Source organism: Pseudomonas sp. G34 (genome assembly GCF_031119625.1).
Classification (GTDB): domain Bacteria; phylum Pseudomonadota; class Gammaproteobacteria; order Pseudomonadales; family Pseudomonadaceae; genus Aquipseudomonas.
Genome location: NZ_JAVHZV010000023.1, coordinates 304,310 through 330,353, shown reverse-complemented (window position 1 = coordinate 330,353; position 26,044 = coordinate 304,310). Strand labels below are relative to the sequence as shown.

23 protein-coding genes and 1 other RNA gene are annotated in these 26,044 nt (G+C 64.2%); 4 read left to right on the top strand and 20 right to left on the bottom strand.

The genetic code is table 11. From position 1 onward, the window contains the following. The 14 genes from QYS36_RS16020 to rsmI all read right to left on the bottom strand — a co-directional run bounded on the left by QYS36_RS16020 (nt 1) and on the right by rsmI (nt 14,933). Nucleotides 1-951 carry a D-alanine--D-alanine ligase gene (locus QYS36_RS16020; protein ID WP_308840408.1) on the bottom strand — a complete coding sequence of 317 codons (951 nt, stop codon included), beginning with the start codon at nt 949-951 and terminating at the stop codon, nt 1-3. Next, complete coding sequence (murC, locus tag QYS36_RS16015) at nt 948-2,354, bottom strand: UDP-N-acetylmuramate--L-alanine ligase (RefSeq protein ID WP_308840439.1); 1,407 nt, start codon at nt 2,352-2,354, stop codon at nt 948-950. The genes QYS36_RS16020 and murC overlap by 4 nt, the downstream gene beginning before the upstream one ends. A gap of 34 nt (nt 2,355-2,388) precedes the next feature. Next, nucleotides 2,389-3,459 carry an undecaprenyldiphospho-muramoylpentapeptide beta-N-acetylglucosaminyltransferase gene (murG, locus tag QYS36_RS16010; protein WP_308840407.1) on the bottom strand — a complete coding sequence of 357 codons (1,071 nt, stop codon included), beginning with the start codon at nt 3,457-3,459 and terminating at the stop codon, nt 2,389-2,391. After that, nucleotides 3,449-4,672, bottom strand: a complete 1,224-nt coding sequence (gene ftsW / locus QYS36_RS16005; protein WP_308840406.1) for a putative lipid II flippase FtsW — start codon at nt 4,670-4,672, stop codon at nt 3,449-3,451. Before ftsW ends, murG begins: the two co-directional genes overlap by 11 nt. Continuing rightward, nucleotides 4,672-6,018 (bottom strand): UDP-N-acetylmuramoyl-L-alanine--D-glutamate ligase, encoded by a 1,347-nt coding sequence (gene murD, locus QYS36_RS16000; protein WP_308840405.1) that lies wholly within the window; start codon nt 6,016-6,018, stop codon nt 4,672-4,674. The genes ftsW and murD overlap by 1 nt, the downstream gene beginning before the upstream one ends. Nucleotides 6,019-6,025: 7 nt before the next feature. Continuing rightward, nucleotides 6,026-7,108 (bottom strand): phospho-N-acetylmuramoyl-pentapeptide-transferase, encoded by a 1,083-nt coding sequence (gene mraY, locus QYS36_RS15995; RefSeq protein ID WP_308840404.1) that lies wholly within the window; start codon nt 7,106-7,108, stop codon nt 6,026-6,028. Next, the gene (murF, locus tag QYS36_RS15990) at nt 7,109-8,488 is read right to left on the bottom strand and encodes a UDP-N-acetylmuramoyl-tripeptide--D-alanyl-D-alanine ligase (protein ID WP_308840403.1); all 1,380 of its coding nucleotides are present in this window, start codon (nt 8,486-8,488) and stop codon (nt 7,109-7,111) included. Next, nucleotides 8,481-9,944 carry a UDP-N-acetylmuramoyl-L-alanyl-D-glutamate--2,6-diaminopimelate ligase gene (locus QYS36_RS15985; RefSeq protein WP_308840402.1) on the bottom strand — a complete coding sequence of 488 codons (1,464 nt, stop codon included), beginning with the start codon at nt 9,942-9,944 and terminating at the stop codon, nt 8,481-8,483. Before QYS36_RS15985 ends, murF begins: the two co-directional genes overlap by 8 nt. Next, on the bottom strand, nt 9,944-11,683 hold the full coding sequence (locus QYS36_RS15980; protein ID WP_308840438.1) for a penicillin-binding protein 2: 1,740 nt from the start codon (nt 11,681-11,683) through the stop codon (nt 9,944-9,946). The genes QYS36_RS15985 and QYS36_RS15980 overlap by 1 nt, the downstream gene beginning before the upstream one ends. Beyond that, the gene (gene ftsL / locus QYS36_RS15975; protein ID WP_308840401.1) at nt 11,683-11,976 is read right to left on the bottom strand and encodes a cell division protein FtsL; all 294 of its coding nucleotides are present in this window, start codon (nt 11,974-11,976) and stop codon (nt 11,683-11,685) included. The genes QYS36_RS15980 and ftsL overlap by 1 nt, the downstream gene beginning before the upstream one ends. Continuing rightward, on the bottom strand, nt 11,973-12,914 hold the full coding sequence (rsmH, locus tag QYS36_RS15970; RefSeq protein WP_308840400.1) for a 16S rRNA (cytosine(1402)-N(4))-methyltransferase RsmH: 942 nt from the start codon (nt 12,912-12,914) through the stop codon (nt 11,973-11,975). The genes ftsL and rsmH overlap by 4 nt, the downstream gene beginning before the upstream one ends. Before the next feature lie 2 nt (nt 12,915-12,916). Further along, a complete protein-coding gene (gene mraZ / locus QYS36_RS15965) occupies nt 12,917-13,372 on the bottom strand; it encodes a division/cell wall cluster transcriptional repressor MraZ (protein ID WP_013792660.1) in 456 nt (151 codons plus the stop codon). A gap of 300 nt (nt 13,373-13,672) precedes the next feature. Beyond that, nucleotides 13,673-14,022: RNase P RNA component class A (gene rnpB / locus QYS36_RS15960), an RNA gene on the bottom strand. Between the two features lie 41 nt (nt 14,023-14,063). Continuing rightward, nucleotides 14,064-14,933 (bottom strand): 16S rRNA (cytidine(1402)-2'-O)-methyltransferase, encoded by an 870-nt coding sequence (gene rsmI / locus QYS36_RS15955; RefSeq protein ID WP_308840437.1) that lies wholly within the window; start codon nt 14,931-14,933, stop codon nt 14,064-14,066. 188 nt (nt 14,934-15,121) lie between these two features. Here rsmI and QYS36_RS15950 point away from each other — a divergent pair, with 188 nt between their 5' ends. The 4 genes from QYS36_RS15950 (at nt 15,122) to QYS36_RS15935 (ending at nt 18,463) form a co-directional block, all read left to right on the top strand. After that, on the top strand, nt 15,122-16,879 hold the full coding sequence (locus tag QYS36_RS15950; RefSeq protein WP_308840399.1) for a penicillin-binding protein activator: 1,758 nt from the start codon (nt 15,122-15,124) through the stop codon (nt 16,877-16,879). Further along, nucleotides 16,872-17,237, top strand: coding sequence for a YraN family protein (locus QYS36_RS15945; RefSeq protein WP_308840398.1), 366 nt, complete (start codon nt 16,872-16,874; stop codon nt 17,235-17,237). The genes QYS36_RS15950 and QYS36_RS15945 overlap by 8 nt, the downstream gene beginning before the upstream one ends. Nucleotides 17,238-17,339: 102 nt before the next feature. Then, a complete protein-coding gene (locus QYS36_RS15940; RefSeq protein ID WP_013792664.1) occupies nt 17,340-17,933 on the top strand; it encodes a phosphoheptose isomerase in 594 nt (197 codons plus the stop codon). Beyond that, entirely contained in the window at nt 17,930-18,463 is a 534-nt protein-coding gene (locus QYS36_RS15935) for a BON domain-containing protein (RefSeq protein WP_308840397.1), read from the top strand. Before QYS36_RS15940 ends, QYS36_RS15935 begins: the two co-directional genes overlap by 4 nt. A 65-nt stretch (nt 18,464-18,528) precedes the next feature. On the opposite strand, the gene QYS36_RS15930 is transcribed toward QYS36_RS15935, so the two are convergent. The 6 genes from QYS36_RS15930 to infB form a co-directional block, all read right to left on the bottom strand. After that, complete coding sequence (locus QYS36_RS15930) at nt 18,529-19,284, bottom strand: carbon-nitrogen hydrolase family protein (protein WP_308840396.1); 756 nt, start codon at nt 19,282-19,284, stop codon at nt 18,529-18,531. 120 nt (nt 19,285-19,404) lie between these two features. Further along, nucleotides 19,405-21,510 carry a polyribonucleotide nucleotidyltransferase gene (gene pnp / locus QYS36_RS15925; RefSeq protein WP_308840395.1) on the bottom strand — a complete coding sequence of 702 codons (2,106 nt, stop codon included), beginning with the start codon at nt 21,508-21,510 and terminating at the stop codon, nt 19,405-19,407. A 188-nt stretch (nt 21,511-21,698) separates the two neighbouring features. Continuing rightward, nucleotides 21,699-21,968 carry a 30S ribosomal protein S15 gene (gene rpsO, locus QYS36_RS15920; RefSeq protein WP_042554902.1) on the bottom strand — a complete coding sequence of 90 codons (270 nt, stop codon included), beginning with the start codon at nt 21,966-21,968 and terminating at the stop codon, nt 21,699-21,701. 140 nt (nt 21,969-22,108) lie between these two features. Further along, nucleotides 22,109-23,026: a tRNA pseudouridine(55) synthase TruB gene (truB, locus tag QYS36_RS15915; protein ID WP_308840394.1), complete on the bottom strand. Its 918-nt coding sequence runs from the start codon at nt 23,024-23,026 to the stop codon at nt 22,109-22,111. A gap of 4 nt (nt 23,027-23,030) precedes the next feature. Continuing rightward, nucleotides 23,031-23,438 carry a 30S ribosome-binding factor RbfA gene (rbfA, locus tag QYS36_RS15910; protein WP_308840393.1) on the bottom strand — a complete coding sequence of 136 codons (408 nt, stop codon included), beginning with the start codon at nt 23,436-23,438 and terminating at the stop codon, nt 23,031-23,033. 109 nt (nt 23,439-23,547) lie between these two features. Further along, complete coding sequence (gene infB / locus QYS36_RS15905) at nt 23,548-26,040, bottom strand: translation initiation factor IF-2 (RefSeq protein ID WP_308840392.1); 2,493 nt, start codon at nt 26,038-26,040, stop codon at nt 23,548-23,550. Nucleotides 26,041-26,044 lie beyond the last annotated feature (4 nt).

Below are 26,044 nucleotides of genomic sequence, written 5' to 3'. Positions count from 1 at the left end.
TTACCCCCGAGCCTCGACACTGTCGGCAAGAATCGCCAACACCAGCTGCTGGAAGTCCAGGCCGGCCGCCTGCGCCGCCATCGGCACCAGGCTGTGGTCGGTCATGCCCGGAACGGTGTTCACTTCGAGCAGCCAGAAGCGGCCTTGCTCGTCCTGCATCACGTCGGCGCGCGCCCAGCCCTGGGTGCCCACGGCTTCGCAAGCGCGGGCGGTCAGGGTCTTCAGCTCGGCCTCTTTCTCAGCCGACAGGCCACAGGGCACACGGTACTGGGTGTCATCGGCCAGGTACTTGGCGTCGTAGTCGTAGAAACTGTGCGAGGTGCCCAGGGCGATCGGTGGCAGCACCTGGCCGCGCAGCATGGCGATGGTGAACTCCGGGCCATGAATCCACTGCTCGACCAGCACCTGGCTGTCGTAGCAGGCGGCGTCCTGCCAGGCGGCGATCAGCGCATCCACATCAGCGACCTTGGCCATGCCGATGCTGGAACCTTCGTGGGCCGGTTTGACGATCAGCGGGAAGCCCAGCTCGTCGGCGGCGCGGCGGCAATCATCAGCGCTGGCCAGCACGGCATGGCGCGGCGTGGAGAGGCCCAGGCTCTGCCACACCTGCTTGGTGCGCAGCTTGTCCATGGCCAGGGCCGAAGCGAGGATGCCGCTGCCGGTGTAGGGGATGCCGGCGCATTCGAGCAGCCCCTGCATGCTGCCGTCTTCACCGCCACGGCCGTGCAGGACGATAAACGCGCGGTCGATCCTCTCGCTGGTCAGGCGGGCGAGGAAATCATCGCCCACGTCGATACCGAAAGCATCCACGCCAGCGCTCTGCAGCGCAGCCAGCACGGCATTGCCGGACTTGAGCGAGACCTCGCGCTCGGCGCTCTTGCCGCCGAACAGTACGGCCACGCGACCGAACGCCGAGACCGGCAGTTGAGATTTCAGGCTTTCGGCACTCATTTCCCTTGACCTTGCGCGCTGAACAGCGGGCTCTGCAGCAGTTGTGGGGCTACGCCGCCAATGTCCCCGGCGCCCTGGCACAGCAGGATGTCGCCAGCACGCAGCAGCGGCTTGATCAGCGGTGCCAGGTCGGCACCGCGCTCGATATAGATGGGGTCCAGCTGACCGCGCTGGCGAATGCTGTGGCACAGCTGGCGGCTGTCGGCACCGGGAATCGGCTCTTCGCCGGCCGGATAGACTTCCATCAGCAGCAATACGTTGGCGTCGGCCAGCACCTGTACGAAATCGTCGTACAGATCGCGGGTACGGCTGTAGCGGTGCGGCTGGTAGACCATCACCAGGCGGCGCTCCGGCCAGCCACCGCGCACGGCCTTGATCACCGCCGCCACTTCACGGGGGTGATGGCCGTAGTCGTCGACCAGCATCACCTCGCCGCCCTCGACCGGTAGCTGACCGTACACCTGGAAGCGCCGACCGACGCCCTGGAACTGCGACAGCCCCTGGACGATGGCGTCGTCGCCGATACCTTCATCGGTGGCGATGCAGATGGTCGCCAGGGCATTGAGCACATTGTGGTTGCCCGGCATGTTCACCGACACGTCGAGCGGCTCGTAGTCCGGGCGCAACACGGTGAAGAAAGTCTGCATGCCCTGCTGGCGCACGTTGATGGCGCGCACGTCGGCATCTTCGCTGAACCCGTAGGTCAGGGTCGGGCGACCGACCTGCGAGAGGATCTCGCGCACCACCGGGTCGTCCACGCAGAGCACGGCCAGGCCGTAGAACGGCAGGTTGTGGAGGAACTCGATGAAGGTCTTCTTCAATTTATTGAAGTCGCCCTCATAGGTGCTCATGTGGTCCATGTCGATGTTGGTCACCACCGACACCATGGGCTGCAGGTGCAGGAAGCTGGCGTCGCTCTCGTCCGCTTCGGCGATCAGGTAGCGGCTCGAACCGAGCTGGGCATTGGTGCCGGCTGCATTCAAACGCCCGCCGATTACGAAGGTCGGGTCCAGGCCGCCAGCGGCGAATACCGAGGCCAGCAGGCTGGTGGTGGTGGTCTTGCCATGGGTGCCGGCCACGGCGATGCCGTGGCGATAGCGCATCAGCTCGGCGAGCATTTCGGCACGTGGCACCACCGGAATCCGCAGCTCCAGCGCGGTCGCCACTTCCGGGTTGGAGGTATTGATGGCGCTGGAAACCACCAGTACGTCGGCGCTCTCGGCGTTCTCGGCGCGGTGGCCGATGAAGATCTGCGCGCCGAAGTTTTCCAGGCGCTCGGTGACTGCCGAGGTTTTCAGGTCGGAACCGGATACTTCGTAGCCCAGGTTGAGCAGCACTTCGGCGATGCCGCACATGCCGGCGCCGCCGATACCGACGAAGTGAATGCGGCGGATACGGCGCATGCGCCGCACTTCCGCCTTGACCGCTGCGGGAGACTTAGCCACGGGCCACCTCCAGACATACATCGACGACGGTACGGGTAGCATCGGGCTTGGCCAGGCGACGTGCAGTGCTGGCCATTTGTTTGAGTCGTTCGGGGTGCATCAAGACCTCGGTCAGCTGCGCTGCAAGATCGGCAGCGTCAGTGGAGCGTTGTGGCAGAAGAACGGCAGCACCGTCCTTCGCGAGATAGCTGGCATTGCGCGTCTGGTGGTCATCGATCGCGTGGGGCAACGGCACCAGGAAAGCCGGCAGGCCGGCGGCAGCCAGTTCGCTGACGGTCAGCGCGCCGGAGCGGCAGACCACCAGGTCGGCCCAGGCGTAGGCGCGGGCCATGTCGCTGATGAATGGGGCGACCTGCGCTTCGACGCCCGCAGCGCTGTATCGTTCGCCGGTCACCTCGGCGTGTTGCTTGCCGGCCTGGTGGAAGACTTCCGGGCGCAATTGGGCAGATACCTGCGCCAGCGCCTCTGGCAGCAATTTGTTCAATGGCTCGGCACCCAGGCTGCCGCCCAGGATCAACAGGCGCGGCCGACGGCCGGTCAGCGAATCGCGCGGGGTTTCCAGGAACAGCTCCTCACGCACCGGGTTGCCGGTGGTGCGACGCTTGTCCGACGCGGCGAAGGTGTCGGGGAAAGCCTCGCAGACCCGGCTGGCGAATGCCACCAGGCTGCGATTGGCGGTACCGGCCACGGCATTCTGTTCGTGAATGATCAGCGGCACGCCGGCCAGCCTGGCTGCCAGGCCGCCCGGGCCGGTCACGTAGCCGCCCATGCCGAGCACGCAGACCGGCTGCAGCTCACGCACCACCTTGCGCGCCTGGAACAGCGCCCTGAGCAGTTGCAGCGGCGCCTTGAGCAGCGACAGCTTGCCCTTGCCGCGCAGGCCACTGACGTTGATCAGGTGCAGCGGCAGGCCGGCAGCCGGGACTAGCTCGTTCTCGATGCCCCGCGGCGTGCCCAGCCAGTGCACCCGGTAGCCGCGCGCCTGGAACTCACGGGCACAGGCCAGGGCCGGGAACACATGGCCACCGGTGCCACCCGCCATGATCAGTACGTTACCGGCCATGCTGCACCTCCCGCTCGGGCTCGGGGAAGTCGGCCTCGTCGAACTCGATATCCTCGTTGCCCAGGCCGTTGCGCGTTTCCCACTCGATACGCAGCAGCAGCGCCAGGCTGACGCAGCAGATCACCAGGGAGCTGCCGCCGTAGCTGAGGAACGGCAGGGTCAGGCCCTTGGTGGGCAGCAGCCCGATATTCACGCCGATGTTGATCAGGAACTGGCCGATCCACAGGAAGCCCAGGCCGAAGGCCACGTACGCGGAGAAGTACTGCTTGGCCTTCTCTGCCCACAGGCCGATATACAGGGCACGCACGCTGACGAACACGAACAGGCCCACGGTGAGCAGCGCGCCGACCAGCCCCAGCTCTTCGGCCAGTACCGAGAACACGAAGTCGGTGTGCGCTTCCGGCAGATAGAACTGCTTCTGGATGCTGTTGCCCAGGCCGACGCCCAGCCACTCGCCACGCCCGAAGGCGATCAGCGCCTGGGTCAGCTGGTAGCCGGAGCCGTATTGGTCGGCCCAGGGATCGGTAAAGGTGATCAGACGCTGCAGGCGATACTCCTGGCTCTGCACCAGAACGAATACCGCACCGACCGCCAGGGCCACCATAAGCAGGAAGCGGAACAGGCCGACACCGCCGAGAAACAGCATGGCCATGGCCGCGCCCATCATCACCACCGTGGCGCCGAAGTCGGGCTCGAGCAGCAGCAGGAAGGCCATCGGCAGCAGCACCACGAACGGTTTGAAGAAGCCCGCCCAGCTCTCGCGCACTTCTTCCTGACGACGTACCAGGTAGCCGGCCAGATAGAGCACCACGAAGACCTTGGCGATCTCCGAAGGCTGAATGTTGAACGCACCGAAACCGATCCAGCGTTTGGCACCGTTGACCTCGCGGCCGATGCCGGGCAGCAGCACCAGTACCAGCAGGGCGACGGCAACCAGCAGCAGCAACCAGCTGTGGCGCTGCCAGGTGGCCAGCGGAATCATCAGCACCACGCCGGCAGCGCCCAGGCCAATGGCCAGGTACACCAGATGGCGGATCATGTAGTACAGCGGGCTGCCGGTGTTCACCGCCGCCACCTCGGTGGACGCCGACGAAATCATCACCAGGCCGAGGCCGAGCAATGCCAGGCAGCCGGCGAGCATCGGGAAGTCCATGTCCAGGCCACGACGGCGGCCGAACAGCGGGGACGGATAAGGGCGCAGGAAGGACAGCATCAGACGAGCGCCTCCACGGCCTGGGCGAACAGGCGCCCGCGTTCTTCGAAGTTCTTGAACATGTCCAGGCTCGCGCAGGCCGGCGACAGCAGCACCGCGTCGCCGCTCTGGGCAATGGCAGCGGATTGCTCGACCGCCGCCTGCAGGCTGTCGACACGCAGGATCTCCACGGCCCCGTCGAGCACCGCAGCCAGCTTGTCGGCGTCACGGCCGAGCAGCACCACCGCGCGGCAATGGGCCGCCACCGGCTTGCGCAGGCTGGAGAAGTCGGCGCCCTTTCCGTCGCCACCGGCGATCAGCACCAGCTTGCCGGCGATATCGGTACCCAGGCCTTCGATGGCCGCCAGGGCGGCACCGACATTGGTGGCCTTGGAGTCGTCGTAGTAGCTCACCCCGGCGCGTTCGCCGACCCACTGGCAGCGATGCGCCAAGCCGGTGAAGGCCTTGAGGGTATCGAGCATGGCCGCCATCGGCAGGCCCACGGCGTGACCGAGCGCCAGCGCCGCCAGGGCGTTGGACTGATTGTGCGCGCCCCGCACCTTCAGCTCGCGCACCGGCAGCAGCGCCTCGAACTGATAGGCCAGGTATTTCTCGCCGTTTTCCTCGAGCAGGCCGAAGCGCTTGAAGTCCGGCTTGCCGAGGCCAAAGCTCCAGCACGGTACCTGGTCGGCGATCATCGGCCGCGACAGCGGATCGTCACGGTTCACCACCACCTGCCGCGCGCCGCGGAAGATGCGGTGCTTGGCCAGGTGATAGGCCGGCAGGTCGGCGTAGCGATCCATATGGTCTTCGCTGACGTTCAGGCAGGTGGCCACTTCAGCGTTGAGCAGCTCGGTGGTCTCCAGCTGGAAGCTGGACAGCTCGATCACGTACAGCTCGACGTCATCGGCCAGCAGATCCAGTGCCGGCGTGCCGAGGTTGCCGCCCACGGCGACCTTGCGACCGGCCGCTGCGGCCATCTCGCCAACCAGGGTGGTCACGGTGCTCTTGGCGTTGGAACCGGTGATGGCGACGATCGGCGCTTTCGCTTCGCGGGCGAACAGGTCGATGTCGCCGGACAGCTTGGCGCCGCGCCGGGCCGCTTCCTGCAGGGCCGGGGTGGCCACGGCCAGGCCGGGGCTGATCAGCAGTTCACTGGCGCGACCGAGGAACTCCACGTCCAGCTCGCCACAACGCACTTCGACCTGCGGGAACTGTTCACGCAAGGTACTCAGCTCCGGCGGATTGGCACGGGTGTCGACCACGGCAAAGCGCACGCGCTGGCGCGCGAGGTAGCGCACCAGGGACATGCCGCTCTTGCCGAGGCCGACAACGATGCGGAATTGGTCGGAAGCGATCAGGCTCATGCTCTCCTCAACGCAGTTTCAAAGTAGCGAGGCCGATCAACACCAGAATCACGGTGATGATCCAGAAACGAACGATGACCCGTGGTTCGGGCCAACCCTTCAACTCGAAATGGTGGTGAATCGGTGCCATGCGGAACACCCGCTTGCCGGTCAGCTTGAAGCTGGCGACCTGGATGATCACCGACAGGGTTTCCATGACGAACACGCCGCCCATGATGAACAGCACGATCTCCTGGCGCACGATCACGGCGATGGTGCCCAGCGCGGCGCCCAGTGCCAGCGCACCGACGTCGCCCATGAACACCTGCGCCGGGTAGGTGTTGAACCACAGGAAACCCAGGCCGGCGCCGATCAGCGCGCCGCAGAACACGATCAGCTCGCCGGCACCCGGCACGTAAGGAATCAGCAGGTACTCGGAGAAATTCACGTTGCCCGACAGGTAGCAGAAGATGCCCAGGGCGCCACCGACCATCACGGTGGGCAGGATCGCCAGGCCGTCGAGGCCGTCGGTCAGGTTCACCGCGTTGCTGGAGCCGACGATCACGAAATAGGTCAGCACCACGAAACCGATGCCCAGGGGAATGCTGACATCCTTGAGCAGCGGCACGATCAGGGTGGTTTCGATCGGCGTCTGCGCAGTCATATAAAGGAAGGTGGCCGCACCGATACCGAACACCGACTGCCAGAAGTACTTCCAGCGGCTCGGCAGGCCGCGCGAATTCTTCTCGATCACCTTGCGGTAGTCGTCGACCCAGCCGATGGCGCCGAACAGCAGGGTGACGATCAGCACCACCCATACGTAGCGGTTGCTCAGGTCGGCCCACAGCAGGGTGCTGATCGCAATGGCCGAGAGGATCAGCGCGCCCCCCATGGTCGGCGTGCCCTTCTTGGACAGGTGCGATTGCGGGCCGTCGTTGCGCACGGCCTGGCCGATCTGGCGGATCTGCAGGGTACGGATCATCCACGGGCCGAGGAACAGCGCCAGCGCGAGCGCCGTCAGCACACCGAGAATCCCGCGCAGGGTCAGGTACTGGAAGACCGCGAAGCCCTTATGGAACTGTTGCAGATACTCTGCCAGCAGCAGCAGCATTTAGTGACTCTCCCCACTGTCGCCACACAGCGCGGCGACGACATTTTCCATCGCGGCGCTGCGTGAACCTTTAATTAGAATGGTGCTGTCGCCGGGCTCGGCGCGTACCGCGTCGATCAGCGCGGCCTGGTCGGCGAAGTGCCGGCCACCGGCGCCAAAGGCCTGTACGGCATGTTTCATTTGCGGGCCGACTGCATACAGCACGTCGGCCTTGCCAATCGCGTATTCGCCAACGTCGCGGTGGCCCTGCTCCGACCAGGCACCCAGCTCGCCGATATCGCCCAGCACCAACACCTTGCGGCCGGAGAAACCGGCGAGGATGTCGATGGCGGCGCAGATCGAAGCGGGGTTGGCGTTATAGGTATCGTCGATCACCCGGGCGCCGTTGCGCGCCAGTTGCGCCACGGCACGGCCCTTGACCGGCAGCAGGCTTTCCAGACCGTTCTTGATGGCCACCAGCGGCACCGCCAGGGCGTGAGCCGCCGCAGCGGCGGCCAGCGCGTTGGCCACGTTGTGCTCACCGAGCAGATTGAGTTGCACGCGGGCCTGGCCTTCGTGGCAGAACAGCGTGAACGCCGGGCAGCCACGCGGATCGCGGCTCAGCTCGAGGGCATGGAAGTCGGCGCGGCTGTCGCGCAGGGCAAAGCTCAGTACGCGGCGACCGGCAGCACGCTTGACCCAACGCTCGAACGCCAGGTCATCGCGGTTGAGCACGGCAACGCCGCCATCGCTCAAGCCTTCGATGATCTCGCCCTTGGCCAGCACGATGTTCTCGGGGCCGCCGAACTCGCCCACGTGGGCGTTGCCGGCATTGGTGATGATCGCCACCTGCGGTTTGGTGAGGCTGACGGTATAAGCGATTTCGCCGATACCCGAAGCGCCCAGCTCGATGACCGCGCCGGTGTGCTCGGGCGCCAACTCCAGCAGGGTCAGCGGAACGCCCAGCTGATTGTTCAGGTTGCCGCGGGTCGCCAATACGGCGCCGCCATCCTCGGCGCACGAGGCGCGCAGGATGGCAGCGAGCATTTCCTTGACGGTGGTCTTGCCGCTGGAGCCGGTCACTGCGGCCAGCAGGCCGCCGTAGGCCTGGCGGTTGAGCGCGCCCAGCTGACCAAGGGCCAGGGTGGTATCGGCAACGACCAGTTGCGGCAGGTCGACATCCGCGACCTCACGCGCCACCAGTGCGGCAACGGCGCCTTTGGCGGCGACCTGGGCCAGATAGTCATGGCCATCGAAACGCGGGCCGCTGAGGGCAACGAACAACTGGCCAGGCACGATGCTGCGGCTGTCGGTGCTGACGGCCGCGAAGGCACGATCCTCGCCGACCAGGCGACCATTCAGGGCGCCGGCCACTTCGCTCAACCGCAATGCCTTAAGCATGTGCCGCCTCCCATGCTGCCAGTGCGCGACCGGCTTCCTGCAGATCGGAGAACGGCTGACGCACGCCGTCGATTTCCTGGTAATCCTCATGGCCCTTGCCGGCCAGCACCACCACATCGCCAACCTGGGCCTCGCCGATCAGCTGGGCGATGGCCTTGCCGCGGCCATGTACGAAGCGCACCTGCTCAGCGTTACGGAAGCCTTCGCGGATATCGTCGAAGATTTGCCGTGGCGCTTCGCTACGCGGGTTGTCGTCGGTGACCAGCGCGGCGTCGGCGAGGCGCTCGACCACTTCGGCCATCAGCGGGCGCTTGCCGCGATCACGGTCGCCACCGCAGCCGAACAGGCACAGCAGGCGGCCGGTCACGTGGGGGCGCAGCGCACTCAGAACCTGCTCCAGCGCGTCCGGGGTGTGGGCATAGTCGACCACCACCAGCGGCGCCTGCTGGCCACCCAGACGTTGCATACGGCCAATCGGCCCATGCAGACGCGGCAGCGCCTTGAGAATTTCGTCCAGCGGGTAATCCATGGCCACCAGGGCACCGACCACCGCCAGCAGGTTGCTGAGGTTGAAGCGGCCCAGCAGCGAGCTGCGCAGGCTGCCTTCGCCACGCGGAGTGACCAGCGTGGCGCGCACGCCCTGGTCATCGAAATGAATGTCGCGGCAGAACAGGTAGGCGCTCTGGTCTTGCAGGCTGTAACCGATCAGACGCGAATCGCGCTCCTGGGCAGCCAGCTGGCGGCCAGTCGCATCGTCCAGATTGATGACCCGGGCACGCAGGCTCGGCCAGGCGAACAGCGCAGCCTTGGCCGCCTGATAGGCCTCCATCGAGCCGTGATAATCGAGGTGATCGCGCGACAGGTTGGTGAACACCGCCACGTCGAAATCCAGCGCGGCAACCCGCCCCTGGTGCAGGCCATGGGACGAAACCTCCATGGCGATCGCGCGCGCGCCGTCCTTCTTCAGGCCGGCCAGGGTCGCCTGCACGCCGATCGGATCCGGCGTGGTGTGCAGGCCCTGAGCCAGCGCGCCATAGAAGCCGTTGCCGAGGGTACCGACGATGCCGCACCGCTCGCCGAGCAGATCCAGGGCCTGGGCCAGCAGCTGGCTGACGCTGGTCTTGCCGTTGGTGCCGGTGATGCCGACCATGTGCAGGCCGCGGCTTGGCTCGCCATAGAAGCGCCCGGCGATGGCCGACAGCTGGCCGGCCAGGCCTTTGATGGCCACCAGTTCGGCGCTTTCGGCGGCCATCGGCAACGCGCCGTCGACCTCGAAGGCAACCGCGGCGGCACCACGGAAAATCGCATCGGCAATGTGCACGCGGCCATCCTGGCGAGTGCCGGGCACGGCCAGGAACAGATCGCCAGGGCGCACCTGGCGGCTATCGAGGGTCAGCTCGCGGATCAGCACGCCGCTGCTTGCCTGAGGCAACAACTGATTCAATGGCATGGGCATCAGCCGCGCCCTCCATTATGGGTGGCCGCTGCCGGCGCATCGACTTGCGCTGCCGTGGTCTCGGGCAGGTTGTCCGGGGTGATGTTCATCAGGCGCAGGCCGCCCGCCATGACACGGCTGAATACCGGGGCCGACACCAGGCCGCCGTAGTAGCCGCTCTTGCTCGGTTCGTCGATGACCACGGCAATCGCGATGCGCGGGTTGCTCGCCGGCGCGAAGCCGGCGAACAGCGAGCGGTAGGCATTGGCCTGGTAGCCCTTGGTACCGGAAGCGGTCTTGCGCGCGGTGCCGCTCTTGCCGGCCACGTGATAACCCGGCACCTGGGCACGGAAAACCCCGCCCGGCGCTTCGATAACCTGCTGCAGCATGCCTTGCACGGTATGGGCGACATCTTCGGGAATCACCTGCACGCTGTCGCGCACGCGGTCGGTACGCGTCAGCGACATCGGCACGCTGCGCCCGCCGTTGCCGAGCACGGCATAGGCGTGGGCCAGTTGTACCGCGGTGACCGACAGGCCGTAACCGTAGGACAGCGTGGCGGTTTCCGCCTTGCGCCACTCACGGTGGTTGGGCAGATTGCCAACCCGCTCGCCCGGGAAACTCAGGCCGGTGTCCTGGCCCAGACCGACTTGCTGCATCACGTCATAAATAGCCGCGCCGCCAATGTCGAAGGCGACCTTGCTCATGCCGACGTTACTGGACTTGATGAGGATGCCGGTCAGGTCGAGCACGCCATCCGGCGCACGGGACACGTCCCTGATGGTGTAACGGCCGATCTGCAGGGTACCGCCCTGCACATCGACCTTGTCGGTCGGCTTCCAGCGCCCGGTCTCCAGCGCGGCGCTCATGGAGAACGGCTTCATGGTCGAGCCGGGCTCGAACACGTCGATCATCGCGCGGTTACGCATGGCCGCCGGCTGCAGGTTGCGACGGTTGTTCGGGTTGTAGGTCGGCTGATTGACCATGGCGAGGATTTCACCGGTCTTCACGTCGACCATCACCAGGCTGCCGGCCTTGGCACCGAACTCGACCAGCGCGTTACGCAGCTCACGGTGCGCCAGGTACTGCAGGCGCAGGTCGATGGACAGCGCCAGCGCCTTGCCAGCCTTGGCGTTCTGGGTCACCTGGACGTCACGGATCAGGCGGCCGCGGCGATCCTTGAGCACCTGGCGCTTGCCGGGTACGCCGGCCAGCCAGTCCTCGAACGCCAGCTCGACGCCTTCGCGGCCGCGGTCGTCGATGTCGGTGAAGCCGACCATATGGGCGGTCACTTCGCCCGCCGGGTAGAAACGCCGAAACTCCTCGATGGAGTAGACGCCCGGCACCTTGAGATCGAGCACCCGCTGGCCCTGCTCGGGGGTCAGGCCGCGCACCAGGTACATGAATTCGCGCTCGGCGTTGGCCTGCAGACGTTGAGCGAAGGCATTCGGCTCCTGGCCTAGGGCCGCTGCCAGCACCGGCCACTGTGCCTTGCCGGCCTGCAGCTCCTTGCCGTTGGCCCACAGCGTGGTGACCGGGGTACTGACCGCCAGCGGCTCGCCGTTACGGTCGGTGATCAGGCCACGGTGCGCCGGAATGGGAATGTGCCGCACGCTGCGCGCGTCGCCATGGGCCTTGAGGAAGTCATGGTCGAACACATGCAGTTCGAAGATACGCGCCGCAATGGCCGCGACCATCAGCGCCAGCAGCAGCATGACCAGGCGGAAGCGCCATGGGTACAGAGCCCCCTCGAGCTTCATCATGGCGCCACCATGCGCACTTCGGCGGCGTCCGGGATGCGCATCTTCAGCTGTTCGCTGGCCAGGGTCTCGATACGGTTGTGGGCCGTCCAGGTGCTTTGCTCGAGGATCAGGCGGCCCCACTCGGCCTGCGCCTTGTCACGCACGCTGAGTTCGCCATACAAGCTGTTGAGCAGTTGACGATTCCAGTGCGCACTGTAGGACACCGCCAGCGCGGAACCGAGCACGGCGACAAACAGCACCAGCATCAGCAGGCTGCCCTTGGGGAAACGCTTGCTGCTCAAGGCGCTCATCGCAGTTTCTCCGCGACACGCATGACGGCACTGCGCGAGCGCGGGTTGGCCTTGAGTTCGGCTTCCGAGGCGAACTGCGGCTTGCCGAGCAGCTTGAGGCGCGGCTCGAAGGCTTTCGGGATGATTGGCAGGTCACGCGGCAGCTTGTCCATCTCGCCCTTGGCGTGCTTGCGCATGAACTGCTTGACGATACGGTCTTCCAGGGAATGGAAGCTGATCACCACCAGGCGGCCACCGACTTCGAGATTCTCCAGCGCAGCATCCAGGCCACGCTGCAGGTCACCCAATTCGTTATTGACGTGAATGCGCAGCCCTTGGAACGCGCGAGTCGCCGGATTCTTGCCCTTTTCCCAGGCAGGATTCGCCACCGTCAGCACCTGCGCCAGATCGGCAGTGCGCTCGAACGGCTGCTCGGCACGGCGCATCACCACGGCGCGGGCCATACGCCTGGCGAACCGCTCTTCACCGTATTCCTTGAACACCCGGGCGATTTCTTCTTCCGCCGCGGTAGCGATGAACTGCGCCGCGCTGACCCCGCGCGAGGGATCCATGCGCATGTCCAGCGGGCCATCATTGAGAAAGCTGAAACCGCGCTCGGCGTCGTCCAGCTGTGGCGACGACACGCCCAGGTCAAGCAGCACGCCGCTGACCTGGCCAGCGAGGCCGCGGACAGCAAGCTCATCGCCGAGTTCCGCAAAACTTCTCTGTACAACGACAAAGCGGCCGTCTTCGGCCGCTAGCGTATTTCCAGTCGCGATTGCCAGTGGGTCCTTGTCGAACCCCAGCAAGCGACCGCCTGGCCCGATCCTGTCGAGGATCAGCCGGCTGTGCCCGCCCCGCCCGAACGTGCCATCCACATAGCAGCCATCGGCGCGCAAGGAGAGCGCCGTAACGGCCTCCTCGAGCAACACGGTGATATGGCGGAAGGTAGAGGTCATGTTCACAGGATCAGGTCACGAAGGTCATCGGAAAGAGCACCCGGTTGCTTGATGGCGGCCAGATCGGCATCGGCCACGGCATTCCAGGAATCCTCGTCCCACAGTTGAAATTTATTGAGCTGCCCCACCAACATCGCGCGCTTGTCCAGCTTGGCGTACTCACGCAGACGCGGCGGAACCAGAAAACGACCACTGCCATCCAGCTCGAGATCGACGGCATTACCAATCAGCAGACGTTGCAGGCGGCGGTTCTCTTCACGGAAGGAGGCCAGCTCGCGCAGCTTGTTCTCGATGATTTCCCACTCCGGCAGCGGGTAGACACAAAGGCAGGGATCGATGGCATCGATGGTGACGATGAGCTGGCCAGCCGAACGCGAAACGAGCTCGTCCCGATACCGACTTGGCATCGCGAGCCGCCCCTTGGCGTCAAGACTTATGGCATTAGCTCCGCGAAACACGATCGCGTTTCCCCTTAATTAGGCATCAGCATCCAAAAAAACCCACTTCATGCCACTTTTCACCACCGGAGCACACTATAGGAACGCGCGTACCCCACCGTCAAGGCGCGCCAGAACGGAAAATTCCTTATAGAACGGAGATTTAGCGAATAAATGAGAAGTGGGACGAGCGCCCAGGGCGGGAAAGATGGCTAAAAAACAAACACATACCGACACCTACCCAACGAACTTAAAGTAGTTTGTTAAGAGTAAGATTTTTTCGGTATTAAAAAGGAGGGGAAGGAGCACAAAGCAGAAGAGGTGGAGAGTCGATCTGTAAGCCGGGTTCTGTCGAGGACAGTCATTCCTCTACGACGCACATCACTGTACGCCTTTAGCAACCTACCCGGTTCCAGCGCGGGCCACGCCAATGGAACCCTATTTGGTCTTGCTCCGAGTGGGGTTTGCCTAGCCACGGACTGTTACCAGCCGTGCGGTGCGCTCTTACCGCACCTTTTCACCCTTACCGGCGCCGAAGCGCTTAGGCGGTTATTTTCTGTGGCACTTTCCGTAGGCTCGCGCCTCCCAGGCGTTACCTGGCACTCCGCCCTATGGAGCCCGGACTTTCCTCCCCCTTCCAGATGGAAGGCAGCGACTGTCCGATCGACTCTCCGCTGACAAGGGTAACCGCTGCAACCCGCCGAGAACAAGATCAACCGTCTTGCTGACGCTCCAGCGCAGCCTGATAAAGCAGATTCTTGCGCACCCCGGTGATCTGCGCCGCCAGCGCCGCCGCACGCTTGAGCGGCATTTCGGCGAGCAACAGGTCGAGCACGCGCAGCGCCTCGACACTTACTGCAGCCTCGTCTTCCGGCGCCTGCCAGCCGGCCACCAGCACCACGCATTCGCCGCGCTGCTGGTTGGCATCGGCCGCCACCCACTCGCACAACTGATCGAGTGGCAGTCCTTGCAGGGTTTCGAAGGTTTTGGTCAGCTCGCGGGCCAGCAGGGCCTGGCGCTCGCCGCCGAACACGTCGCGCATGTCCTGCAGGCACTCGAGGATGCGGTGCGGCGCCTCATAGAAGATCAAGGTACGCGGCTCCTCGCGCACCAGCTCGAGGCGTGCGCGACGGCCCACGGTCTTGGCCGGCAGAAACCCTTCGAAAACGAAGCGATCCGATGGCAGGCCGGCCGCCGACAAGGCGGCGATCAACGCACACGCGCCTGGTACCGGCACGACCCGCACCCCCGCTGCCCGAGCCTGGCGCACCAGGTGGTAGCCGGGATCGGAAATCAGCGGCGTGCCGGCATCGGAAATCAGCGCCACGTCGTCCCCGGCCAGCAGGCGCTCGATGAAGCGATTGCCCTCGTCACGCTCGTTGTGCTCGTGGCAGGCCGCCAATGGCGTGCCGATGCCGAAGTGTTGCATCAGCCGCGCCGAGTGCCGGGTGTCCTCGGCAGCGATCAGCGTGACCGCGCCGAGCACCTTCAATGCCCGGGCACTGAGGTCGTCGAGATTGCCAATGGGCGTCGCCACCACGAACAGAGTGCCCGCGGCGCTTCGGGGTGCTTCATTAGCGATCACGGCAATGCCTCTTCATATAAATGGAAAGCGGCCATTGTAACGCGAGCGAACCGCTCGGGCGGATAGCTACCGCCAAGGCAAGTGCCTGCGACCTCTGCGTACCGGTTAACACCTTCGTCGTCGCGCCAAGGCGGTGCCTTGGGTACAATCCCGCGTTCATTTGCTCAAGAACCGGAATCGCTTACATGATTGCCTGCCTGCGTCCGCTCTCTGCACTCTGCCTAGCCGGCCTGCTCGTTGCCTGCAGCAGCTCGCCTTCCTCGAACCTCGGCGAACTGCCCCGCACGCCCCAGGCCAGCGTGGAGCAGATGCTCCAGCAAGCCGGCAGCAGCCAGGATGAAGATGCCCAGTTGCTGCGCCTGTCGGCCGCCGACCTGGCCGCCAAGCAGGGCAACGTGCAACGCGCCGAGAGCATTCTCGGGCAGGTTGACCTGCAGTTGCTCAAGCCGGCGCAGCAGATCTACGCCAGCACCCTCAAGGCCGAGCTGGCCCTGGCACGCAATGACGCCAAAGCCGCCTTGAACGCCTTGTCCCACCCCAGCCTGGAGCGCCTCGGCGAACTGCCGGTCGAGCAGCAGACGCGCACTCAACTGGCACGCGCCAACGCCCTCGAAAAGGATGGTCAGCTTCTCGCCGCTGCCCGCGAGCGGGTGTTCATCGCCCCGCTGCTGAGCGGCGACGAGGCGCAGCGCAATCAGGACCATATCTGGAGCCTGGTCTCCAGCCTGCCGGCAGAGCCGGCGCCGACCGCTGCCGACGCCGACCTGGCCGGCTGGCTGTCGCTGGCCCAGGTGGCGAAAACCGTTGGCACGCTCAAACAGCAGCAGGACGCCATCGACAACTGGCTGGCCCAGCACCCGAACCATCCGGCGGCCAAGCAACTGCCCAAGGCCCTCGCCGACCTCCGCGCGCTGTCCAGCAAGCCGCTGCAGAAGATCGCCCTGCTGCTGCCCCAGGAAGGCCAGCTGGCCTCGGTATCGCGCGCCCTGCGTGATGGTTTCCTGGCTGCCCACTACCAGGCGCAGCAGGCCGGCGAACAGCCGCCGCAAATCCAGCTTTACGACAGTGCCCGCCTGACCTCGCTGGATGACTTCTACCGCCAGGCAAAAGCCGATGGCGTGGAGCTGGTGATCGGCCCACTGGAAAAGAACCTGGTCACCCAACTGGGTAACCGTGACCAGCTACCGATCACCACCCTGGCCCTGAACTATGCCGACCCGGGCGCCAAGAGCCCGGCCCAGCTGTTCCAGTTCGGCCTGGCCGCCGAAGACGAGGCCCGCGAGGTCGCCCGCCGCGCCTGGGCCGACGGCATGCGCAGCGCCGTCGCCCTGGTGCCCAAGGGCGAGTGGGGCAACCGCGTACTGGATGCCTTCCGCCAGAGCTGGCAAGCCGCCGGTGGTACCTTCCTGGGCGCCGAGCAGATCGACCAGCCGGTCGACATGGCAGGCCAGGTCGCCCGCCTGCTGCAGGTCAACGGCACCTCGCGCCGTCAGGACGTGGACTTCATCTTCCTCGCCGCCACGCCGCAACAGGCCCAGCAGATCAAGCCCACCCTGGCTTACCAGTACGCTGGCGACGTGCCGGTGTATGCCACCTCGCACCTGTTCAGCGGCAGCATGAGTGCGGCCCAGTACCGCGACCTGGACGGCATCCGCTTCTGCGAAACCCCCTGGCTGCTGGATGCCAACGACCCGCTGCGCCAGCAGGTCAACAGCCAGTGGCCACAAGCCGGCGGCAGCCTGGGGCGCCTGTACGCCATGGGCGTCGACGCCTTCCGCCTGGCACCGCGCCTCGACCAGCTCAAGACGCTGCCTGATAGCCGCGTCGAGGGCCTGTCCGGCAACCTGAGCCTGAACGCCGCGCAGCGTGTCGAGCGCCGGTTGCCCTGGGCGCAGTTCAGCAATGGCCAGGTTCAGCGCCTGCCTGAAAGCAACATTGAGTGACGATCCGCGCCATGTCAGCGGGCGAGCGGCCGAAGCCCTCGCCTGTGAGCACCTGCAAAGCCATGGCCTGCGCCTGATCTGCCAGAACTGGCGCGGTCAGCGTGGCGAACTCGATCTGGTCATGCTCGATGGCGATACAGTAGTATTCGCCGAAGTGCGCTACCGCAAGCACAGTGCCTGGGGTGGTGCGGTCGAAAGCGTCGACAGGCGCAAGCGTGACAAGCTGATCGCCACGGCCATGCAATTTCTGCAACAGGAGAAGCGCTGGGCCAAACATCCCTGCCGTTTCGATGTCATAGCCGTAGGCCATGGCAGACCCGTATCACTGGAATGGATCAGAAACGCCTTCGACAGTTGAAGCCAAGGCTCGCTGCCATACCCTGATTCACCGCCACCTCCAACGACAGCGCAACGCGCCCTCGCGGCCAGCGCCTCGTTACAGTCAAGGTCAAAGCTCTACATGGACATGCAAGCCCGTATTCGCCAGCTGTTTCAAGCCAGCATCGAAACCAAGCACCACGCCATGGAGGTACTGCCTCCATTCATCGAGCATGCCAGCCAGGTGATGGTTCAGGCACTGCTCAGCGAAGGCAAGATTCTCTCCTGCGGCAATGGTGGCTCAGCCGGTGACGCGCAGCATTTCTCGTCCGAACTGCTCAACCGTTTCGAGCGCGAGCGCCCCAGCCTGCCGGCGATCGCCCTGACCACCGACAGCTCGACGATCACCTCGATCGCCAACGATTACAGCTACAACGAAGTCTTTTCCAAGCAGATCCGCGCCCTGGGCCAGCCGGGCGATGTATTGCTGGCGATTTCCACCAGCGGCAACTCGGCCAACGTGATTCAAGCCATCCAGGCCGCCCATGATCGGGAAATGACCGTGGTGGCCCTCACCGGCCGCGACGGCGGCGGCATGGCCTCGCTGCTGCTGCCCGAAGACGTCGAGATTCGCGTGCCGTCAAAGGTCACGGCGCGCATCCAGGAAGTTCATCTGTTGGCCATACACTGCTTGTGCGACCTTATCGACAGTCAACTGTTTGGGAGTGAAGAATGACCCGTTCACCACTGATCTTCGCCGTTTTGGCCCTGAGCCTGATCCTCGGCGGTTGCGGCAGCCGCAGCATCGGCAACAAGATCGACGACCAGTTCGTCGGCCCCGACGTGGCCAACGCCATCACCCGTGCCCACGCCGACCTCGCCAGCCCCACCTCACGCATCGTGGTGACCAGCTACAACGGCGTGATCCTGATCGCCGGGCAGACGCCGCGCGCCGAACTGAAGAGCATGGCCGAGCAGGCCGCACGCACCGTGCAAGGCGTACGCAAGGTGCACAATGAGCTGCAGGTGCAGCAGCCCACCTCGCTGCTGGCACGCAGCAACGATTCGCTGCTGACCACCAAGATCAAGACCCAGATGCTCGCCGACAGTGGCGTGCCTGGCAGCCGCATCAAGGTGATCACCGAGAACGGTATCGTCTACCTGCTCGGCGTGGTCAGCCGCCAGGAAGCCAACGCCGCGAGCAACGTGGTGCAGAGCACCTCGGGCGTACAGAAGATCATCAAGCTGTTCCAGTACACCGACTGATCACGACGCGCCACGAAAAACGCCAGCCAGGCAGCGCCTGACTGGCGTTTTTTTATAGCTGCCGCTCAGGCAGACAGCGCAATATCGCTTCCCTGCCAGCCATCCGCCTGCCTGGAAACCACCAGCAGACGGTGGCCTACCCCCAGCGTAGAGGCGACGCAACGCCCCTGCTCATCCCACAACGCACTGCGCCCTGCTGCAGCCCAGCCGCCCGTAGGGCCGCCATGATTGGCCATCAGCACCGCCATGCCGTGACGCTGCGCGTAGCCCTGCAACAGCGAGCTGTCATGGGGATAACCGCCCTCGCCGACCAGCACACTGGCCGCATACACCAGGGCGCCACGCTCTGCTGCCTTCGCGGGGTGCTCGGCATGAGCGAACTCGGCGCACACCGACAACGCCACCGACATGCCCCCGACAAGCAGCAACTCGCCGCCCTGGCCAGCGCTGAAAAACCGCTCTTCACCCGCGTGCAGATACTGTTTGGTGTAGATGGCCCGCGAGCCATCGGGGTGAAGAATGCAGGCCGCGATTTGCGGCCTGTCGTACCCTGGAACACGCAATGGCAAACCGACCACCGTGGTCATCCCCGCAGCCATGGTCAGGCTGCACAGTGGCTCGAGCAACGGACTGTCGGCAGGCTGTGCCAGCGTATCGGCCAGTGCCGGCTCATAGCCACTGAGTGACAGCTCCGGGAAGATGATCAACCCCGCACCCAGCTCACTGGCGTGGCGCATGAAATTCAGATGCAGCGCGAGATTGGCAGCGAGATCGCCAGCCTGCACCGCACATTGAGCCGCTACCAGAACAGGTGATGCCATGAGCTTCTCCGCGCAAAGCACAACCTTAACGCAACCTCTGCAATGCGAAAACGAGCGGCAATAAAAAAGCCAGTCAGGTCACCCTGACTGGCTTTCTTGTAGCAGCGGCGTTAGCCCGGATCAGACACCCGAAGCTTTGGCAGCGGCAACGTCCTTGATGGACAGCTTGATGCGGCCGCGGTTGTCGACGTCCAGTACCAGCACTTCGACCTCCTCGCCTTCCTTCAGGATGTCGGTGACCTTCTCTACGCGCGCATCGCTGAGCATGGAGATGTGCACCAGACCGTCCTTGCCCGGCAGGATGTTGACGAATGCGCCGAAGTCGACGATGCGCTCAACCTTGCCGACGTAGATCTTGCCGATCTCGGCTTCTGCGGTGATACCCAGAACGCGCTGACGCGCGGCTTCTGCAGCATCCTTGGTTTCGCCGAAGATCTTGATCGAGCCGTCGTCTTCGATATCGATCGATGCCTTGGTCTCTTCGCAGATGGCGCGGATGGTGGCGCCGCCTTTACCGATGACGTCGCGAATCTTGTCCTGATCGATCTTCATGGCGATCATGGTCGGCGCATTTTCCGACAGTTCGCTACGCGATTGAGCAATGACCTGATTCATCTGGCCGAGGATATTCAGGCGCGCTTCCAGGGCCTGGCCTAGGGCGATTTCCATGATTTCTTCGGTGATGCCCTGGATCTTGATGTCCATCTGCAGCGCGGTGACGCCATTGGCGGTACCGGCAACCTTGAAGTCCATGTCGCCCAGGTGATCTTCGTCACCGAGGATGTCGGTCAGCACGGCGAACTTCTCGCCTTCCTTGACCAGGCCCATGGCGATACCGGCAACCGGTGCCTTCATCGGTACACCGGCGTCCATCAGGGCCAGGGAAGCGCCGCACACGGAAGCCATCGAAGACGAACCGTTGGATTCGGTGATTTCCGATACCACACGGATGGTGTACGGGAACACATCAGCGGCCGGCAGCATGGCCTGCACCGAACGACGCGCCAGACGGCCGTGACCGATTTCGCGACGACCCGTGGCGCCCATGCGACCACACTCGCCCACCGAGTACGGCGGGAAGTTGTAGTGCAGCATGAAGGGGTCTTTCTTCTCGCCTTCGAGGGTGTCGAGCAGCTGTGCGTCACGGGCGGTACCTAGGGTGGCAACCACCAGCGCCTGGGTTTCGCCGCGGGTGAACAGCGCCGAACCGTGGGTCTTGTCGAGAACACCGACTTCGATGTTCAGGCCACGTACGGTACGGGTGTCACGGCCATCGATACGCGGCTTGCCGTTGACGATGTTCTCGCGCACGGTGCGGTATTCGATTTCGCCGAAGGCTTCTTTGACTTCACCCGCGGAAGGCTGGCCTTCTTCGCCGGAGAACCTGGCAACCACCTGATCTTTCAGCTCGCCAAGGCGCGCGTAACGATCCTGCTTGATGGTGATGGTGTACGCCTGGGAGATCGCGTCGCCGAACTCGCTACGGATAGCCGACAGCAGTGCGGTGTTTTCCGCTTTTGGCTGCCAGTCCCAGGTCGGTTTGGCGGCTTCGGCGGCCAGCTCGGTAACGGCCTGGATAACCGCCTGGAATTCGTCATGGGCGAACAGTACGGCGCCCAGCATCTGGTCTTCGGTCAGCTCTTTGGCTTCCGATTCGACCATCAGCACGGCGTCTTTGGTACCGGCCACGACCATGTCCAGGCTGGACGCCTTGAGCTGCTCGTAAGTCGGGTTGAGCAGGTAGCCGGTTTCCGGGTGGAAGGCTACGCGGGCGGCGCCGATCGGGCCGTTGAAAGGGATGCCGGAGATCGCCAGAGCAGCCGAGGTACCGATCATCGCCGCGATGTCCGGGTCGGTCTTCTTGCTGGTGGAAACCACGGTGCAGATGACCTGCACTTCGTTCTGGAAGCCTTCCGGGAACAGCGGACGGATCGGGCGATCGATCAGGCGCGAGGTCAGGGTTTCTTTCTCGCTCGGGCGCGCTTCACGCTTGAAGAAGCCGCCTGGGATCTTGCCCGCTGCGTAGGTTTTTTCCTGGTAGTGGACCGACAGGGGGAAGAAGCCCTTGCTCGGGTCGGCGGTCTTGGCACCGGTAACGGCAACCAGCACGCTGACGTCGTTATCGACGGTGACCAGCACGGCGCCGGAGGCTTGACGGGCGATACGGCCAGTCTCGAGGGTTACGGTCGACTGACCGAATTGAAATTTCTTGATTACCGGGTTCACGGTGTTTTCCTTCTCTCTGTTGCCTTTGGGGAAACGGTTTCTTGCGAATTCGTGGGCAGTGGCTTCGGGAGTCGGCCCGGCGCTGTCCAAGCGGGTGAAGCGTCAAAACGGATGAAGCATAAACGCAAAAGCTGGAAGCGGGGCGAGCCCACTTCCAGCTTTTGCGGTCAACGGCGCATAAGCATTGCTTAGCGACGCAGACCCAGGCGACCGATCAGGGCGCTGTAACGGCTGGTGTCTTTACCCTTCAGGTAGTCCAGCAGCTTGCGGCGCTGGTTAACCATACGGATCAGGCCACGACGCGAGTGGTGGTCTTTGCCGTTGGCCTTGAAGTGGCCTTGCAGCTTGTTGATGTTAGCGGACAGCAGAGCAACCTGAACTTCCGGGCTACCGGTATCGCCTTCGGCTTGCTTGTAGTCGTTAACGATCTGAGCTTTTTCTTCAACGCTGAGTGCCATGTGGGCATCCTCTCATCTGGAGATTGTCGCGAGCGACAGTCTCAATAGGCCGGGAATCGCTTCCCGTGTTTTAAAAGGAGGTATGACCGTGCCTATTGACAGCCACCCTCGATACGAGCCGCCTGAGCGGCTCGCCACGGTCACGCAGACCGAATAAGGCGACGCGGCGCAATGCGCCCGTCTTCGCTCACTTCACCGATACCGATGAAGCGACCGTTGTGATCCTGTACCCGCACCATGCCGAACTTCGGCGCATCCGCGGCGCGGACGGGCTGCCCTTGCAGCCAATAGAACGAACTGTGCTCCGAGAAGCTCAGCAGCGGCCAGTGTTCCAGGCCGCTGTCCACCGGATGCAGGAAACGATCTACCGCTTCGTTGCCGCCATCGGCGTGCACCTGCTCCAGCTCTTCCAGGGTAACGGTCTGCGGCAAGCCGAACGGTCCGGCCTTGACCCGACGCAACTCGGCGACATGCGCGCCACACCCCAGCAGGTGACCAATATCCTCGACCAGCGTACGGATATAGGTGCCCTTGCTGCAATCCACCGCCAGGCTCGCCTTGTCGGCGGCGCAGCTGAGTAGTTCCAGGCGCGCAATAGTAACAGAACGCGCCTCGCGCTCCACTACTTCTCCTGCGCGCGCCAGCTTGTACAGCGGCTGACCGTCGCGCTTGAGCGCCGAGTACATCGGCGGCACCTGGCTGATGTCGCCACGAAAGCGCGGCAGCAGCGCTTCGATGTCGCCCGCCGCAACGTTGACGTCACGCCGCTCGATCACCTCGCCCTCGGCATCGGCCGTGGTGGTGGTGACGCCCAGCTGCATGACCGTCTCGTAACCCTTGTCGGCATCGAGCAGGTACTGGGAAAACTTGGTCGCCTCGCCGAAGCACAACGGCAACACGCCGGTCGCCAAGGGGTCGAGGCTACCGGTGTGCCCGGCCTTCTCGGCGTTGAGCAACCAGCGCACCTTCTGCAGCGCGGCGTTGGAGCTGAAGCCCTTGGGCTTGTCGAGCAGGATGATGCCGTCGACCTTGCGACGAATACGCTTTACCTGGGCCACGTACTTACTCCTTGGCCTCGGTATTGTTGTCGCCGTGCTTGCTGTCCTCGGTTACCGCGCGCTCGATCAGCGCCGACAATTGAGCACCACGAATCACGCTCTCATCGTAGTGAAAACGCAGGTTCGGCACGCTACGCAGCTTCATCGCCTTGCCCAGCTGCATGCGCAGAAAGCCGCTGGCGTCGTTGAGCACCTTGAGGCTTTGCGCGATAGGGTCGACGCCCTCTTCCGGCTCGGCACCCATGACGGTGACGAATACCTTGGCGTGGCTGGCGTCACGGCTGACATCCACCGCCGTGACGGTCACCAGCCCACCCAGGCGCGGGTCTTTGACTTCGGTGCGAATCAGCTGCGCCAACTCGCGTTGAATCTGGTCGCCGATGCGCTGGGCACGGCTATAGTCTTTGGCCATCGTTGTTACCTTCCACTCGTCTCGATGCCTGCAAAAGCACCGGACTCAAAAGCGGCAAACGCCCGGCCGCGCAAAAGCGGGGCCGGGCGTTGCGTGTTGCGACTCGCGATTACAGGCTGCGAGCCACCTGGACTTTCTCGAACACTTCGATCTTGTCGCCGACCTTGACGTCGTTGTAGCTCTTCACCGCGATACCGCACTCCATGCCGTTACGCACTTCGGCCATATCGTCCTTGAAGCGACGCAGGGACTCCAGCTCGCCTTCGAAGATCACCACGTCGTCGCGCAGTACGCGGATCGGGCGGTTACGGTAAACCGTACCCTCGACCACCATACAACCGGCGACCGCACCGAACTTCGGCGAACGGAACACGTCACGGACTTCGGCGATACCCAGGATGTTCTCGCGAACATCGCTGCCGAGCATACCGGTGAGCGCCTTCTTGACGTCCTCGATGATGTCGTAGATGACGTTGTAGTAGCGCATGTCCAGGCCTTCGGCCTCGACGATCTTGCGCGCACCTGCATCGGCACGAACGTTGAAGCCGAACAGCACGGCGTTGGACGCCAGCGCCAGGTTGGCATCGGACTCGGTGATACCACCGACACCGCCGCCGACGACGCGCACTTGCACTTCGTCGTTACCCAGGCTGCCGAGCGAGCCTTGCAACGCTTCCAGGGAACCACGGACGTCGGATTTGAGGACGATGTTGAGCGTCTTCTTCTCTTCCTGGCCCATGTTCTCGAAGATGTTTTCCAGCTTGCCTGCGTGAGCACGCGCCAGTTTCACTTCGCGGAACTTGCCCTGACGGAACAGCGCGACTTCACGTGCCTTCTTCTCGTCGGCGACCACAGTCATGTCGTCACCGGCTTCAGGCGTGCCGTCGAGACCGAGGATCTCGACCGGGATCGCCGGACCGGCTTCCTTGATCGGCTTGCCGTTCTCGTCGAGCATGGCGCGGATGCGGCCATAGTTCGAACCGACCAGCACCATGTCGCCCTGACGCAGGGTACCGTCCTGAACCAGCACGGTAGCGACCGGACCACGGCCCTTGTCGAGACGCGACTCGACCACCACGCCACGGCCCGGGGCCGACGGGGTTGCCTTGAGCTCGAGCACTTCGGCTTGCAGCAGAACGGCTTCGAGCAGTTCGTCGACACCGGTACCGACCTTGGCCGAAACAGGTACGAACGGCGTATCACCGCCCCACTCTTCCGACGTCACGCCGTGTACCGACAGTTCGCTACGGATACGATCGAGATCAGCGCCCGGCTTGTCGATCTTGTTCACCGCCACCACCAGCGGCACGCCAGCAGCGACAGCGTGCTGAACGGCTTCGATGGTCTGCGGCATCACGCCGTCGTCCGCCGCCACGACCAGAATCACGATGTCGGTGGCCTTGGCACCACGGGCACGCATTGCGGTAAACGCAGCGTGGCCTGGGGTATCGAGGAAGGTCACCATGCCGCGCTCAGTTTCCACGTGGTAGGCGCCGATGTGCTGGGTGATACCACCCGCCTCACCGGAAGCGACCTTGGCACGACGGATGTAGTCGAGCAGCGAGGTCTTACCGTGGTCAACGTGGCCCATGACGGTCACGACCGGCGCACGGGAGAACTCTTCGCCTTCGTACTTCAGCGACTCGGCCAGGGAATCTTCCAGGGCCGTGTCACTGACCAGGGTCACCTTGTGGCCCAGCTCTTCAGCGACCAGCTGGGCAGTTTCCTGATCCAGAACCTGGTTGATGGTGGCTGGCGTGCCCAGCTTGAACATGAACTTGATGATTTCAGCAGCCTTGACCGACATCTGCTGGGCGAGATCGCCCACCGTGATGGTCTCGCCGATTTTCACTTCGCGCACGATAGGGCCGGTCGGGCTCTGGAACCCGTGGGCGTTGCGCTTCTTCAGCTTGGCCTTGCCACGGCCACCACGACGGAAGCCATCGCTTTCTTCGTCGGTGGTACGTGGAGCAACACGCGGAGCAGGCGCCTTTTCCTTGACGGTCGGGCGATGCTGAGTCGTCTTGCGGTCACCGCCACGGCGATCGGCGTCATCATTACGGGCCTTGTCTGGGCGACGCGGCTCGTCTTTCTTGCGCTCATCGGCGGCAGGCGCAGCAACCGGAGTGCTCACCGGCGCAGGCGCTGCTTCAACCGGAGCAGCTGCTGCAGCGGCAGGCGAAGAAGTCTGGCGCTTGGCCTCATCTTCGGCTTTACGCTTGGCTTCTTCCTCGGCCTTCAGGCGAGCGGCTTCCGCAGCGGCGCGCTGCTCTTCGAGCGCACGCTGCTTCTCGGCCTCGATCTCTTCGTTGCTGCGCTCGACGAAGGTCTTCTTCTTGCGCACTTCAACGCTGATGGTCTTGCTGCCAGCGACCCGCAGGGTGCTGGTGGTCTTGCGCTGCAAGGTAATCTTGCGCGGCGCTTCGGCTTTCTTCTCGCCGTGGCTGCTTTTCAGATGAGCAAGCAGGGCCTGCTTCTCATTGTCGGTGACAACTTGCTCGGCACTGCTGTGCGGCAAACCCGCCTCTCGCATCTGCTGCAGCAGGCGCTCTACCGGTGTGTCGACCACTTGGGCCAGTTCTTTCACCGTGACTTGCGTCATGCAC

Bases quoted from the DNA above. Each gene is read 5' to 3' on its own strand.
- QYS36_RS16020 (WP_308840408.1), bottom strand. From the start codon at position 951: ATGAGTGCCGAAAGCCTGAAATCTCAACTGCCGGTCTCGGCGTTCGGT.
- murG (WP_308840407.1), bottom strand. From the start codon at position 3,459: ATGGCCGGTAACGTACTGATCATGGCGGGTGGCACCGGTGGCCATGTG.
- QYS36_RS15935 (WP_308840397.1), top strand. From the start codon at position 17,930: ATGACCCGTTCACCACTGATCTTCGCCGTTTTGGCCCTGAGCCTGATC.
- mraY (WP_308840404.1), bottom strand. From the start codon at position 7,108: ATGCTGCTGCTGCTGGCAGAGTATCTGCAACAGTTCCATAAGGGCTTC.
- rbfA (WP_308840393.1), bottom strand. From the start codon at position 23,438: ATGGCCAAAGACTATAGCCGTGCCCAGCGCATCGGCGACCAGATTCAA.
- infB (WP_308840392.1), bottom strand. From the start codon at position 26,040: ATGACGCAAGTCACGGTGAAAGAACTGGCCCAAGTGGTCGACACACCG.
- rsmH (WP_308840400.1), bottom strand. From the start codon at position 12,914: ATGACCTCTACCTTCCGCCATATCACCGTGTTGCTCGAGGAGGCCGTT.
- murC (WP_308840439.1), bottom strand. From the start codon at position 2,354: ATGCGCCGTATCCGCCGCATTCACTTCGTCGGTATCGGCGGCGCCGGC.
- QYS36_RS15930 (WP_308840396.1), bottom strand. From the start codon at position 19,284: ATGGCATCACCTGTTCTGGTAGCGGCTCAATGTGCGGTGCAGGCTGGC.
- murF (WP_308840403.1), bottom strand. From the start codon at position 8,488: ATGCTTAAGGCATTGCGGTTGAGCGAAGTGGCCGGCGCCCTGAATGGT.
- ftsW (WP_308840406.1), bottom strand. From the start codon at position 4,672: ATGCTGTCCTTCCTGCGCCCTTATCCGTCCCCGCTGTTCGGCCGCCGT.
- ftsL (WP_308840401.1), bottom strand. From the start codon at position 11,976: ATGAGCGCCTTGAGCAGCAAGCGTTTCCCCAAGGGCAGCCTGCTGATG.
- QYS36_RS15950 (WP_308840399.1), top strand. From the start codon at position 15,122: ATGATTGCCTGCCTGCGTCCGCTCTCTGCACTCTGCCTAGCCGGCCTG.
- QYS36_RS15980 (WP_308840438.1), bottom strand. From the start codon at position 11,683: ATGAAGCTCGAGGGGGCTCTGTACCCATGGCGCTTCCGCCTGGTCATG.
- QYS36_RS15985 (WP_308840402.1), bottom strand. From the start codon at position 9,944: ATGCCCATGCCATTGAATCAGTTGTTGCCTCAGGCAAGCAGCGGCGTG.
- rpsO (WP_042554902.1), bottom strand. From the start codon at position 21,968: ATGGCACTCAGCGTTGAAGAAAAAGCTCAGATCGTTAACGACTACAAG.
- QYS36_RS15940 (WP_013792664.1), top strand. From the start codon at position 17,340: ATGGACATGCAAGCCCGTATTCGCCAGCTGTTTCAAGCCAGCATCGAA.
- murD (WP_308840405.1), bottom strand. From the start codon at position 6,018: ATGAGCCTGATCGCTTCCGACCAATTCCGCATCGTTGTCGGCCTCGGC.